The following is a 13,108-nucleotide window of genomic DNA, read 5'->3' as shown; positions in this document are numbered from 1 at the left end:
GCACATCCATTTGTAATCACGTTATTTTATGGTATTGTGGACGAGTTTTCATTTTTCATGTGAAAAACTCGTCCACCCCTGCTAGCGTGCAGGCTCGCTGAACCGTTGTACTGAATGAGACATGCCAGAACCTGCGAAGACCAATATCGAAGCCGATTTTCTCCAACTTGCCCGGACTGCCCTTTCGGGCCGCATACAGGACGTCCAGGTCGTCCTGCGACGCGCGGCCAAGCGCTATCACCAGCGCGTGCCTCAGTTCGCCGAGGCGCTCACCAGCCTGCTTCACGAATCGCCCTCTCCGGCTTCCCCCTTGCGCCGGCAGGCCGAAGTGCCGCTGCCGGTCGACATCGACTCCCGGCTTCACCTGATGCAGGTCGAATCCGAGCCTGTTCTTGATCACGACCCGATCTTTTCACCCGAGCTGGAACGCGCCTTGCGTCAGGTCGTGGAAGAGCGTCGCAATCCGCAGGCACTGGCCCGTGCCGGTCTCGATCCCACACGGGCGGCCTTGTTCGTGGGGCCTCCCGGCGTCGGGAAGACTATGGCGGCGCGATGGCTGGCGCGCGAGCTCAAGCGCCCGCTCCTCATCCTGGACCTGGCCGCTGTCATGAGCAGCCTGCTCGGCAGGACGGGCAGCAATCTGCGCCATGTTCTGGAATACGCGAAGACCATCGACTGTGTCCTGCTTCTCGATGAATTCGACGCCATAGCCAAACGCCGCGATGATCGCGGTGAGATCGGCGAGCTCAAGCGGCTTGTCACGGTCCTCATTCAGCAAATCGACGACTGGCCGACCTCGGGTGTGCTCCTTGCGGCAACCAACCATCCCGATCTTCTCGATCCCGCCATATGGCGCCGGTTCGAGCTGCACGTTGAATTCCCTTTGCCAGACCACGAGGCGATTGCCCGCTTCATTGAGGCGACACTCGCCCCTTATTTTCCGGCAACGAAACAGTGGAGCGGTCTGCTTGCTACGGGCTTCGCCGGCCGATCCTTCAGCGACATCGAGCGCGACCTATCTGCCGCGAGACGTGGCGCAGCGCTAGGCAATGTCCCACTCGAAGAGCAACTGGCCGGGCTGCTCACCAACAAATCGATTGTCAAAGCCAAACGCATTCAACTGGCGACAGCAATTGTCAATCGCGGCCTCCTCTCGCAGCGCAAGGCGGGCGAGCTTACCGGCGTGGCGCGTGACACCATCCGCAGCCGCGCCGGCAAATCTAAGAAAATGACGAAACGGAAAAACGGCGGAGATACGTCATGACCAAACGCAATTTTTTATTGGGTAAGGGCGAACGCCTTGTCGAAGATGTCGCAGGCGTCCGCGGCGGCGCGCCGAAGAGCCATCCTTACACGTTCTCCGAGGCGAGGGAGCGCATTGCGCCCATGCTCGCGCGCGTGGTCCGCGGCATCGACCAGCTGCCGGACGCGGCCTGTCCGGACAATCGCGCCGTTGCAACGGTCACGCTCAACCCCGAATACATTGCAAAATCGTATTTCCCCGAACGCCTGCTCGAATCCGTCGGGCTAGAGCCGATCGGAAGCCGCCCGCGGCGCATCAAGCCGCAGAAGCGCTCGAAGGGTCGCGAACCCGAAGAGACCATCACCACGGAGCTGTTCGTTGCAGGCAGCCGCGACGCCTTTCGCGCCTGGCGCAGCGCACTGCCCCGGTGGGGTGAGGAGGTGAAGGGTGCCGATGAGCTGCCGACCATCGAGCAGGTGGCAGCGCCAACGCCGCGCGACAAGATCAAGGGCAGGCTGCCGAAAACCGGCGAGACTGTCTTCGAGGTCGTCCTGCACAGTGACGCGGGCACCGGCTCCAACGGGATCATTCCGCTGTTCAGCGAATATCTCGAGGAGATCGGCATTGATCAGGCCCTTGGCCGACGGTTCTCGGCCGGCGGGCTGTGTTTTGTCGAACTCGAGGCCCCCGTGGAGCTCGCCGACGAAATCGCCACCTTCACGCCAGTCCGCGCGTTGCGGCAGATGCCGAGCCTGCGCATGCTGCGCCCGACATTCCGTTCGTCGCGCGTCCCGATGGAAAACATCGTGTTGCCGACTGTCGGTCCGATCGATCCAAAGATCCGCGTCGCGATCTTCGATGGTGGCATGCCGAAAAACCATCCGATCACCAAATGGGTCAAGCCCATCGATCCCCCCGGTATCGGCGGCACCATTCCCGATTTGCAGAAGCACGGCGTGGGGGTCAGCTCCGCATTCCTGTTCGGGCATATCGATCCCGCAAGCCCTGTTCCGCGCCCGTATGCGGCGGTCGACCACTATCGCGTTCTCGATACCGCCCCAAAACAGAATCCGCACGAGCTCTACGAGGTGCTCTCTCGTATCGACCAGGTCCTGGTCGAGAAGCACTACCATTTCATCAACCTCAGCATCGGCCCCCGGCTTCCAATCGAAGACGATGACGTTCATGCGTGGACCGCGGTCCTCGATGACCGACTGTCAGCGGGCACCACTCTGGCGACCATCGCCGTCGGCAACGATGGAGACGGACCGGCCAAGGGCGGCTTCAACCGCATCCAGGTCCCGTCAGATTGCGTGAATGCCCTCGCGGTCGGATCTTGCGACAGCCCTGAGACCCCGTGGCAGCGCAGCGGCTACAGCTCGGTTGGTCCGGGACGCAGCCCCGGTGTCGTCAAACCCGACTTCGTGGAATTCGGAGGTTGCCTGCAACGGCCATTCATCGTCGTCAGCGAGACACCGGCAGCGGCATTCGAAGCTACGGAGGGCACGTCCTTCTCCGCGCCGTCGGTCCTACGCCTTGGCGCCGGTGTTCGCGCGCATTTCGGTGACGGCCTGGACATGCTTGCGATCCGGGCGCTGCTCATCCACACGGCCGAACCGTCAGACTATCCCGCCGAGGATGTCGGCCGCGGCCGTGTCGCGCGATCCGTACAGGACGTCGTCCTATGCGACGACGACACGGTGCGCGTCGTCTACCAGGGCAAAATTACGCCGACCCGCTATATTCGCGCCCCGATCCCCATGCCATCGGGCACCGTACCCGGCAAGGTCACGATTACCGCGACGCTTTGCTATCCGACTGGCGTCGATCCGCACCATCCCGGCAATTACACCCGCGCCGGCCTCGAGCCGACCTTCAGGCCACATGACCAGAAGCGCAAGGATCCGAACCAGGTCCACGCCGACAGCAAGAGTTTCTTCGGCAAGACACAGAGCGGCCTGATGGAGGATGAGCTCCGCCGCGATGCCTGGAAATGGGAGAACTGCCTCCACACCCGCGTTACGTTCATGGGCAAGACGCTGCGCAATCCTGTTCTCGACATTCATTACAATGCGCGTCTCGGCGGGCGTAATTTCTCGCCGAAGGAGGATCTGCCGTACGCACTTGTCGTCAGTGTCCACGCCAAGCACCTTGGTGACCTCTACGACAAGATCGTTCGCAAATATGCACGCCAGCTCGAAGCGCTCCGGCCAGTCATCGAGATTCCGGTCATGACATAGCAGCCATGGTGCGGAGAACTACATTGGCCTAATCAAACGCATCCTGATGACGATCGACGAGACCATCGGCTTCCGCCCTTACAGTCCAGGCTGACGTCGTTGAGCTTTAGAATAAGGTGATGAGAAGCACGTAACGAAAGCTCTCCCGGCTATCCCACGCTCTCATCTTCCAACCCGTTCTTGTGATCGGGCTCCGTGAAACCGCACCGCTCCATGAACTGCCAAGCGTTGAACCAGCTGTACAGCTCGTTGACCTTGAGCACCGAGATATCCTCGTCGCACAGGCCTGCATTTTCATCGGCATAGAGCATGTTCAGATAGTTTGAGTAGGCCTCGCGAAAAATTCCAGTAGGCCGGAAAGCAAAGTTGTGCGTAAAAACAACTTCGATCATCGAGACTACCATCGCGCTCCATACCGCGCTTTCCAACTCACAGTCGTAATCGTGGGTGAGGCCATCCTTGATCGTACGCTTCGCCAGCGCGAAAAGGCGACTGCCGAACCCCATTTCAGGAACTTCGAAGAATGCGTAGTGGTGCTTTTCGTCCAGTTGCTCCAAAATGTCATTTGATTGCTCGCGGCCAGCGATCCGAAACGGATTGATCGCGCAAAAGATCAGGCTATTGCCATCGCCCATCTGGACCTCTTTCCAACGCTTCCGGACAAAGCAAAATCCGTGAAGCCGCTCGGCTTCCATGAGTTGCGCTGCGTAGGTACTTAGCTTGCTCAGATGCTCGATCGTGTGCTCGTTGAGCTCGCCGCCATCTTCATTGCTATCGAACCATCCCTCCATGTCATCGAAGGAAACGACAACGCAGTCCATCGACTCGTGGGACAGCAAACGATTGGTGAGATGCTTAAAATCCTCGTCGTCAGGAATATGCAGGTGAAGGGTGAGATCGTCCAATGAAGCGGTCGGGAACTCGGGCCGGTAGACGATCACATTGCGATCGGCGATCAGCAGATCGTACAGGTAGGCTTGCGTGGTGATCTTGTTGTCCAGGTTGGCTACCAGAACATTCGTGATATCCTTGCTGCCCGACAGAGCGAACATCTCGGCGATGTAATTGCTGTATGCGAACAGCTCAGAGAACGCGTTGCGCTCCGCCGTTTTATCGACCTTCAGCTCCAGAATGAATAAGCCAAGTTCGTGCTGTCCCAAAAGGTCGAGCTGCATTGGCTTCGTATCGTCGGTGCGAAGATTGATTTTGCTGCCGATAAAATCGCCGTAACGTACGGTCCGATGCAATCGACCGATCTTTTGCAGGGCGCGCGACTTCACAAATTTCCAAAGCTCGAAATCAGGTCCGGGATACTCCGCTGGAACAATCTTCGGCGGCGTGTAATCCGCTTCGTCGAGCGCCTTCTCAATCTCCGGACTATCCTGAACGATCGATTCAAGTCCGCCCTTGGCACACAAAGCGTCGTGAACCTGTTTTTCACTGAATGCGGATGACACGTCTTGCCTACTATTACCTAATTTCTCGGAATGGAAACGTCGTGGGTAAACATGCCCAGCCTTTCGGGCCTCGGAAATTTCTCGCTCAAATGCTTCAAGGTTTTGATGCACAGATCAAGCGACCATGCGACATTCTTGCTGGTAAAAGCGTCATGGTCGTTCCGGCCCAATTCCTCGGGCTTATCGTCGAATTGAATATGTACGCGGTTGCGAAGCTCGCGCAGGCGATGCAGGTCGTCGTAAATGGTCGCGCCCAGACCATCGAGAAGCTTGTGGGTCTTCATGGCCTGAATGATGTTGTTAAATCGCTCGATCTGAGTGTCACGGATTTTTTTGAGGACTTCAGCCGGAATGTTGGGCACCCCTTCCGTAGTGTAATTTTGTGCTCGATAGATAATCTGATCAAGCGCGGCTTCAACAATAGAGCCCGCTTGGACCACCATGAGCTTGTTGAACGTATTGGCTTCGTTGGTCGCACTTAAACGACACAGAGCCTTGCCATTGGCCAGAATGTTGTCGCCTACCTTGAAGTCACCGATGAAGTTGCACTTGATAGTTTCGATATTTGCCATCGTTAGACATCCGTTCAATGGAATTGAAGTATGCTCTAGCGGAAACCGCCATGCCCGTCTCGCTTGACAATCGCAATATTGCCGAGGATCGCATTGTCTTTGAGTGAGTATAGCATCGCCGCATGTTGCGTTCTGAGCCCAAGCAAGGACTTGATCTCGACGGCAAGGGCGAGCTTTTGACCATCAGGCGAGAGTTGTCCAGACTCGATTTGGCACTTCTTCGTGTTTACTGCTGACGACACCAAAGGAAGGATGATGTCCCAACGATCTCGTGCATCCACGGCGCGAAGCCTGCCGGCGAGGAGTTCTTCAACAGGCCGAAGACGAGGCGACTCGTCTGACAGATACTGGAAATGAACAGAGAGCCCCAAGAGGGTGCAGGTCTTGAGATCATCCGGATGGGTAGCGGCACCGCTCCACTGACAGTGCCTCGCTTCGATTGGCGCGCAGAACTTCCCGTAAGCGGAGCGGATGCCCTCATCTGCTAGGAAAATAGCGTCGGACAGATTGCTCGAGACCAAATGCTCCGCTAGCACACGTTTGCCGCTGACGGACGATGTCCGAAGCTCGCTGGGCAGCACGCGCTTGCCTGTGACCGCGCAGGGTCGAAGGACGTCTGGTGCAACGATCCGTCCAGTCTTGGCGCAGCGTTCGGCCTCACGCGGCAGCAACGTGCGTTTCGTTTCCTGGCAGCGGACAAATTCCCGAACATGTCCGCGCTTGCCGGAGACCACGGAGGACGCCTCTTGATCAAGCCGATAGGGCTTGCCCGAAACCTCGCTTCTGCCAAGGTGCTCCAACAGTACATTGGCGCTTGTGAAAGCGCATTGCCCAAAATGGGCAGGCTCTCCCTTCTTGCCGGTGATGGCGCAAGATTTGAGCAATGTCCGATCAACGACAGCATTCGTGATGTCGGACATGCCAGCTTCGTCAACGAGGAGCGACTTCCCAGAAAGCGAACAACGAAGGAGATGTTCAGGCAATCCATAACGTCCGCTCACCTCCGAGCGCGCCAACCGGTTTTTTAACGCGCGCACGCCCGACAGTTCACAGGCGGCGAGGCAGTCGGCAGGCACCTCTACGCGCGTCAGCGCGCATGGCTCCAGCGCCGGCGCAGTGTCGATCCGATCGGCGGAAGGCGTGATGACGAGGTCGCTTTCATATGACGCGCCATCCAGCTGGTATCGTACCTTTAGATTTGCCCGCCGGCTCAGCTGGCCGTCCAAGGCCACAAGTGTTGTGTCAATCTGTGGCGTGAATTCATCTTCCAGCTTTTTGCGCTTCCGAGCATCTTTACCGGCCGACCTCAGTTCAGTGTCGCGCCGCTCGAGATAGAAGCGGTTAAATTCAACGATGTTTGGGTCGCGATTGGCTTCATCCAGAACGAGATTTGAATTGAGACCAGCGACCGCGGGCTGCTGAAGTAGATCCGGTATAGCGTCGAGCGTAGCGGCCGCCTGAGTGTGCTCGCTGGGATTGCACGTAATCGTCACGATGCGCTCGTAACTATCATGGGCAGTTGTCGCGCGTACGCGGGCAATAGCATTACCTGCGAACCCGCGCTGCACGCTCACGATTGTCACCTCCGGCTTCGTTCCCTTAAAAACAGAGACCCAGTCGCTGACAAGCGCCTCTATCCGCTGCCGCGGCTCATGATCGGTATCCTGAACGTCATGAAGGCCGGAAGCCGTGACGCGATCAATAAGACGAAGAAAGGCGGGACTCCCTGGCCTATAGAGCGGTACCTTTGCGTAATCGGACCCGGCATCCTCTGTGAGGCGCGCCAATTCTGGCCCACCCTTGCCGGTGATGCGCAGAACACCAGGAGCGATATCATTGACAGTTCCGCCTAGACTTGTGAACGCCGCGCGCACGAATGACTCGAGATCCATGGAAGGCTTGATCTTTTCGAGCGTCGGCGTCTGGGGGCCGACATAGCCGTAGCCATCCTGCGACCCTAGCGTTTGCTCGATATTCTCTTTTTCTTCTTCGAGGGTCTTCTTGGCAGCTTCGATGCTGCGGGCGATCCTCTCTGCGGCAGCTTTCATGTCGCGGCCAGCAAGTGCCGCAACCACAAGCTCGCGGATCTTTTCGTCGAAACCGGTACCCTCTTCCCCGTCGCCGACGCCCGATGCTTCGAGCAAGGACTCGATATCGCCGATGGCATCGGTCGCCATCTGCAACTTGGTCATCAGACGGCCGACAATATATTCTTCGAACGTGCCGGCGAGCATCACATTGTAGATGATTACGTTCCTATGCTGAGAGCCGAGACGCTGAACGCGACCGATACGCTGCTCCACGATCATTGGATTCCAAGGCAGATCGAAATTAATCAACACGTTCGCGATTTGAAGATTGACACCTTCCGATCCAGCTTCGGTTGAAACAATGGCACGGATTTCAGGCGGATCAGCACGGAAACGAGCTATGGTCTCTTGGTTGCGTTGGCCGGATGATCCGTTGATGATGCCGACCTTGAGACCGAGCTCCTCGAGAAACACCTGAATCGTGGTCTGAGTTTCACGCCGCCCAGTAAATACGACCATACGCCAGCCGGTCGGATTTTCCTGCTTGAGCAACGAAACGAGTTGACGCAGCCCTTCAAGCTTCGCGCTCGTCTTCATGGGTGTGACGATGGTTTTGACAGTCTCCGCGAGCTCCATCGGCACCGTCTCGTTGCGAGCCATAGTCTGAAGCTGGGCCATAAGCGCATGCGGGCTGCTGGTCAGCGCTTGGAGAATGCTTATCTGCGCTAGCCGATTTAGCTTCTGGATAGGCTTGGCGATAGCCTCGATAAGGGCAAGCTCATCGGCAGAAGGATCGACCTTGTGCAGCTGAATCTTTCGCTCGGGAAAATCCAGATTGGCATCGCCCCGCCGCACGCGCGACATGTAACCAAAAACGATCTTTCGAAACTCCTCACGCGCGTCAGGTTTCAGGACCCGCGCGCTCTCGCGCTTGTCCTCGATGAAACGGCGGGCGAACATACCTTCATTGCCGAAGGGGTTTTCGTGACCGCGCGCAACGCTAAGCAGATCGACCAATGAATAGAGGTCCCAGAGCCGATTTTGGATCGGAGTCGCCGTCAGCATCAACACATAGCGAAAGCGGCGCTGCTGAAGAGCTCGATGAAAGACCTTTGCGACCTGCGGTGTGGGATCGACACCATAGAGATTGCGAAGCTTATGGGCTTCGTCCAGCACTAACATGTCAAAGCGGTCGTCGGGAATCTTGTCCAAGTGCGAGCGCGCCGAATGATATGTCGTGATGACGGCCCCGACGTCGTCAGGTTCAGCGGAAACAAGTTTGCTTCCGGTGACAACCTCACCCGGGATATCGAACTTCGTCCCAAGCTCGTCCTTCCATTGAGGGCCAAGCAGTTTGGGGGCGACTATTAGGATCTTAGCAACGCGATTTCGGGCGATTAGCTCGCTCGCCACAAGTCCCGCCGATATGGTTTTGCCGAGACCGACATCGTCCGCCAGCAGGGTTACCGGGAGACGCCGGCAGAAGGTGATGAGGTTTTGGACTTGGTGATGGAAAGGATCGAGGCGCTCCTTCCAGCGGAACTCCGATTTAAAATCGTCTCGGCTCTCAATCACGATCGGGTCGGTCAGCCCCCATTCCAGCGCGGCCCGATACACCGTATAGTCTTCTGGCGATTTCGCTCGCCGCAAAATCTTGGTCTGTAGCCCCTGCCCCGACGCCATGCACCCGCCCCTTTTACAACCAGAGTGACGCTAGGCGCGGGCCGCGGCAAGCCCTTCTTTCGCCAAACCTTCCAAAGACTTAAGTCTGTACGCCGTACGGCCTCCTCTGCAGGCGCGGCCTAGCTGGCCACTTGGTGGCGCGCGCACGGCGACAATTCGGCCAGGATGAGTGTCGAGTAGGCCGCGTACCCTGTACAGGTGCTTACAGAGTGCAGGGCCACGGACGAATGCCTAAATATCTAGAAATCGGCGCTCGCAGTCCATGCGTCGGCATCAATTTTGATTATGCGGAAGGGTCGGGAGGCGCGTTCTCTCGACTAAAGTGTGATCGTCTGTGCCAGTTCGAGGTAACGACAGAACGCATTTGCCAGTTGCATCTGGCGCGGTGTTTTGCATTCGGCCTCAAAGATCGCCGGAGACGCGACCATGATCGCGAGGCACTTGGCACGAGAAATCGCAACGTTCAGGCGATTGGCGCTGTAGAGAAATTCCATTCCGCGCGGCGCATCGGCGTGGGATGATGTCGCTAGAGAATAAATCGCGATGGCAGCCTCTTGCCCCTGGAATTTGTCGACGGTGCCGACGTGCGCACCGGGAATGCGCTGCTGAATTTCAAAAACCTGCGCGTTGTAGGGAGCGATGATGATAATGTCAGAAAGTTCCAGCACTTTCGTTTTGCCGTCCCTGTCCGTCCACTGCGTTTCTGAAGACAGCAAAGAGGTCACGATCCGCGCAACGGCGTCGGCCTCTTCAATCGAACTAGACTGGTTGCCGGTATGAGTAACCGGCAGGTACCGCAGCCCGGTTCCGAGGAATACCCCGGTGGAGGTCACGTTCTGCTGCGCGCAGTTGGGCACCGCGTGCAGTTTGCTGTCGTAAAACAGTTCCGAATTGAAGGCGGTAATCGCCGGGTGCATCCGCCAGGTCTCTTCCAGAAAGAGTCCCTGATCAGGGGCAATCGTCTGGCGACCGGCGAGGATGTGATGAAGCGCCGATACGCCTGTCCCGTCCGGATGTGATCCCTGCATGGGCTGGTCCAACTGTTGGGGGTCGCCCAGCAGAATGACCTGGGGAGCGGCCTGCGAAACGGCGAGGACATTGGCCAGCGACATCTGCGCGGCTTCATCAACGAAGAGAACGTCAACGCTGTTCGCCACATCCTCGCGCGCCCAGAAGAATGACGTGCCGCCCAAGATAGCGATTTCGCCGGAGCTGATCGCCGCAATCGCCTTAGGATTATCAGGATAAACACGTACGTGATCGGTTTCAGAGCCTTTGTCCGGGCATCGATGCCCGGCCTTGATGGCCTGTCCTGCTGCCAGTGCCACTTCGATCGCCTTGTCGATCAGATTGCGAATGACCTTGTGACTGTTGGCGGTGACGCCGACGCGCTTGCCGTCCGTGAGCAGGCGGCAAATCATGTGCGCACCGGTGAAGGACTTTCCGGTGCCGGGCGGCCCCTGCATCGGTAGAATACCGCCTGAAAGCGCAGGAGTGATCCGCAGGGCATTCTCCAGGGTGGTTTCACTTTCGATGCGCAACGGCGCGGAACCAAGCCGCGGCGGCAATCGAAGCAGAAGGTCACGCGCCGCCTGATATTCCCCCACGCCCTCGATGCCGTGTTCGGCGACGTAGGTGCCAAGGCGCAGAAGCGATTCCTGCTGCTCCTTCGTGGGAATATGCGTGTGCTCGAAGACGGCGTCCGGATGGATATCCGCCGTTTTCTTGGACTTCTTGATATCGATCGTGAGGTCGTCCTGTGAGATGGCGGCGGCTGACCCGAACTTCTCTCCTCCCAGGGCATGTAGGTCAGCTTCGTCGCGAATATCGGTATCCTGCGGGGCAAACCTGTACCGATCTGTGGGAATGCCCTGTTTGGTCCGTTCTACCGTCCCTACGAATTCTAGGGCGCTCAGGCCCGCCTTTTCATCAAGCAGCTCCTCGGCCGTCAGCGCCGCCAGCCGGAAATACTCCCACCAGATCGCTTTCTCCTCCCGCCGGTGCCAGTCGAGTGAATGAGCCAGAATAAAGCGGCTCTGCTGCTCCGGCGTACGTTCGACAGGGTCGATCGGAACATCGTGCGTCAGCAGCTCGATCAGCTCGTTGATACGCGCTTCACGCTCAGCAATATCGTCGCTTGGACCATCGCTTCCACGGGCAGGCCGATCAATCGCAGCACCATCTGCAATCGCTTGCGCGCGCAGATGCTCCAGCCAATCCCGCAAGGCCGCCGTGGAATTGCAGTCGTCCTGATTGTACGCGGCCACAGCCTGGCGTGCCGCCTCATCGATCGACTGAGCGTCGCCCAGTTCCAGACCCGCCTGAATAGCCGCCAGCGCTACGTTTGCATCTTGGAGAGGCATCATGCGCGTAAAGGCGTAAAACGGCTCCAGCTTCTTGATCGAGTAGCTCTCGACGCTTGCCCTGATCGCATTGCGCACGACGGCATAGAGATCAACCATAACCTTGCCGCGCAGGAGATCGTCCACCTCAGTTTGCCGTGTGGCATAGCGCCCCATAAGGCGCTTCAACGCACCGGGTTCATAGGGCGCGTAGTGGTAGACGTGCATCTCCGGGAACTCAGCGCGCCTTGCCGTGACGAAGTCCATAAACGTCTCAAAGATCACCTTTTCGGACGCACGGTCGAACGCCCACTGTGCTTCGTAATGGTCGCTGCCCGCCGCGTCGCGGTAGCGAAAGCCGAACAGGTATTCGAAACCGCCTTCGCCGATGAACGGGTCTCCCTCGATATCAAAGAAGACATCGCCCGGAGACGGTGCAGGCAAAAGGTAGAGGCCCGTTCCAGGGATAAAATCGAGCAGTTCGTGGCGCAAAGTGCCGGTCTCACGCGCTTCGACCTGAACACGCGCCTGCTCCCGCGCCTTAACGTAGCTGGCAATAGACCCCCGCTTCGGCTTCCACAACAGAGGAACGGGCATTGCAGAGAGCGCCTTGGCCGTCGCGATGCCATTGGTGCGCAGCTCGTTCATCTGTAACGCGGACACGTTAGCCACCAGACAGAGATGGTCGTCGGCACGCCTGCGCGCGTCGCATTGCGGCTCCCAGCGACATACGTCGCAATGGGTCTTCGGATCAGGATAGACAGTGTTGGCAGTGTCAATACCGCCGTCCACCGCCGTCTGAGCGGCGCGCTGCGCCTTGCGAAAGAACGCCATATAATCGGCAATCCGGAATTGCTGCGGATGAAAGTCAGACCACGGCGCGACGACGTAGACGAACTCCGGCTCGACGCCCTGCATGGCAGCGAGGAGCTGCGCGTAGAGGCATAGCTGCAAGATGGTGCCGCCCTTAGTTTCGCGGGCAAGCTTGGTATCGATGATCTCGTAGGACCAGTCCCCGAGGTCACTCGGTGTTTCCACTCGCCGCAGAATGTCGGCGCGTCCCACCCAGTCCCCGTCACGCACGGCCGCCTGGACGATGATTGCGTGACCAGCCTGCATCGCCTCGCGCGTTTGGGTCACGGCATCATCCGTAACATCGACGCCCTCGATCAGGAACGGCTCGAAGCCGTTAGCCCTCAGGTGACAGAGGAAGGCCTGTTCGTGCTTCTGGCCGCGCTCGCGCAATATGTCGAGGAGCGGGTCCCAGCGCGCAGGTTTGGGCAGCAAACCCTGTGCGACCTTGAGATCGACGCTGGTCAAATGCGCACAATAGAGATTGCCCACGAGATCGTGGGCGCTGAGCACTAAAGCGGTGCCGACTCTTTGCATGATCCAAGCCCCCAAAAGGCGCGAAGGTAATCGGACACGCGCCCGCGCTTGGCCACGCCCGATTGTACGCCCAACCCACAGATACCTCGCAACCCCAAGTCCATTGACGATTGCGGAGGAGTATATTGGAGGCTCCTTGATTCGCTAGCGGA

6 protein-coding genes are annotated in these 13,108 nt (G+C 58.3%); 2 read left to right on the top strand and 4 right to left on the bottom strand.

Annotated elements, in window-relative coordinates; translation table 11 throughout:
- Positions 1–121: 121 nt before the first annotated feature.
- Together P6U30_RS05535 and P6U30_RS05530 are read left to right on the top strand one after the other, a co-directional pair.
- On the top strand, positions 122–1,264 hold the full coding sequence (locus tag P6U30_RS05535; protein ID WP_407168506.1) for an AAA family ATPase: 1,143 nt from the start codon (positions 122–124) through the stop codon (positions 1,262–1,264).
- Positions 1,261–3,483: a S8 family peptidase gene (locus P6U30_RS05530; protein WP_407168505.1), complete on the top strand. Its 2,223-nt coding sequence runs from the start codon at positions 1,261–1,263 to the stop codon at positions 3,481–3,483. The genes P6U30_RS05535 and P6U30_RS05530 overlap by 4 nt, the downstream gene beginning before the upstream one ends.
- Before the next feature lie 149 nt (positions 3,484–3,632).
- Here P6U30_RS05530 and P6U30_RS05525 read toward each other — a convergent pair whose 3' ends face one another.
- The 4 genes from P6U30_RS05525 to P6U30_RS05510 all read right to left on the bottom strand — a co-directional run bounded on the left by P6U30_RS05525 (position 3,633) and on the right by P6U30_RS05510 (position 12,956).
- Positions 3,633–4,940 carry a hypothetical protein gene (locus P6U30_RS05525; protein ID WP_407168504.1) on the bottom strand — a complete coding sequence of 436 codons (1,308 nt, stop codon included), beginning with the start codon at positions 4,938–4,940 and terminating at the stop codon, positions 3,633–3,635.
- Between the two features lie 17 nt (positions 4,941–4,957).
- Positions 4,958–5,512: a hypothetical protein gene (locus P6U30_RS05520; protein WP_407168503.1), complete on the bottom strand. Its 555-nt coding sequence runs from the start codon at positions 5,510–5,512 to the stop codon at positions 4,958–4,960.
- A 35-nt stretch (positions 5,513–5,547) separates the two neighbouring features.
- Positions 5,548–9,225 carry a DEAD/DEAH box helicase gene (locus tag P6U30_RS05515; RefSeq protein WP_407168502.1) on the bottom strand — a complete coding sequence of 1,226 codons (3,678 nt, stop codon included), beginning with the start codon at positions 9,223–9,225 and terminating at the stop codon, positions 5,548–5,550.
- Between the two features lie 317 nt (positions 9,226–9,542).
- The gene (locus P6U30_RS05510; RefSeq protein WP_407168501.1) at positions 9,543–12,956 is read right to left on the bottom strand and encodes a TM0106 family RecB-like putative nuclease; all 3,414 of its coding nucleotides are present in this window, start codon (positions 12,954–12,956) and stop codon (positions 9,543–9,545) included.
- Positions 12,957–13,108: the final 152 nt, after the last annotated feature.

The sequence above is a fragment of the Bradyrhizobium sp. ORS 111 genome (assembly GCF_045571485.1).
In the GTDB taxonomy this organism is placed as follows: domain Bacteria; phylum Pseudomonadota; class Alphaproteobacteria; order Rhizobiales; family Xanthobacteraceae; genus Bradyrhizobium.
Note: the sequence above shows the minus strand (reverse complement) of the source record. Positions and strands in the feature narration are given on the sequence as shown.

Bases quoted from the DNA above. Each gene is read 5' to 3' on its own strand.
- P6U30_RS05515 (WP_407168502.1), bottom strand. From the start codon at position 9,225: ATGGCGTCGGGGCAGGGGCTACAGACCAAGATTTTGCGGCGAGCGAAA.
- P6U30_RS05520 (WP_407168503.1), bottom strand. From the start codon at position 5,512: ATGGCAAATATCGAAACTATCAAGTGCAACTTCATCGGTGACTTCAAG.
- P6U30_RS05535 (WP_407168506.1), top strand. From the start codon at position 122: ATGCCAGAACCTGCGAAGACCAATATCGAAGCCGATTTTCTCCAACTT.
- P6U30_RS05530 (WP_407168505.1), top strand. From the start codon at position 1,261: ATGACCAAACGCAATTTTTTATTGGGTAAGGGCGAACGCCTTGTCGAA.
- P6U30_RS05510 (WP_407168501.1), bottom strand. From the start codon at position 12,956: ATGCAAAGAGTCGGCACCGCTTTAGTGCTCAGCGCCCACGATCTCGTG.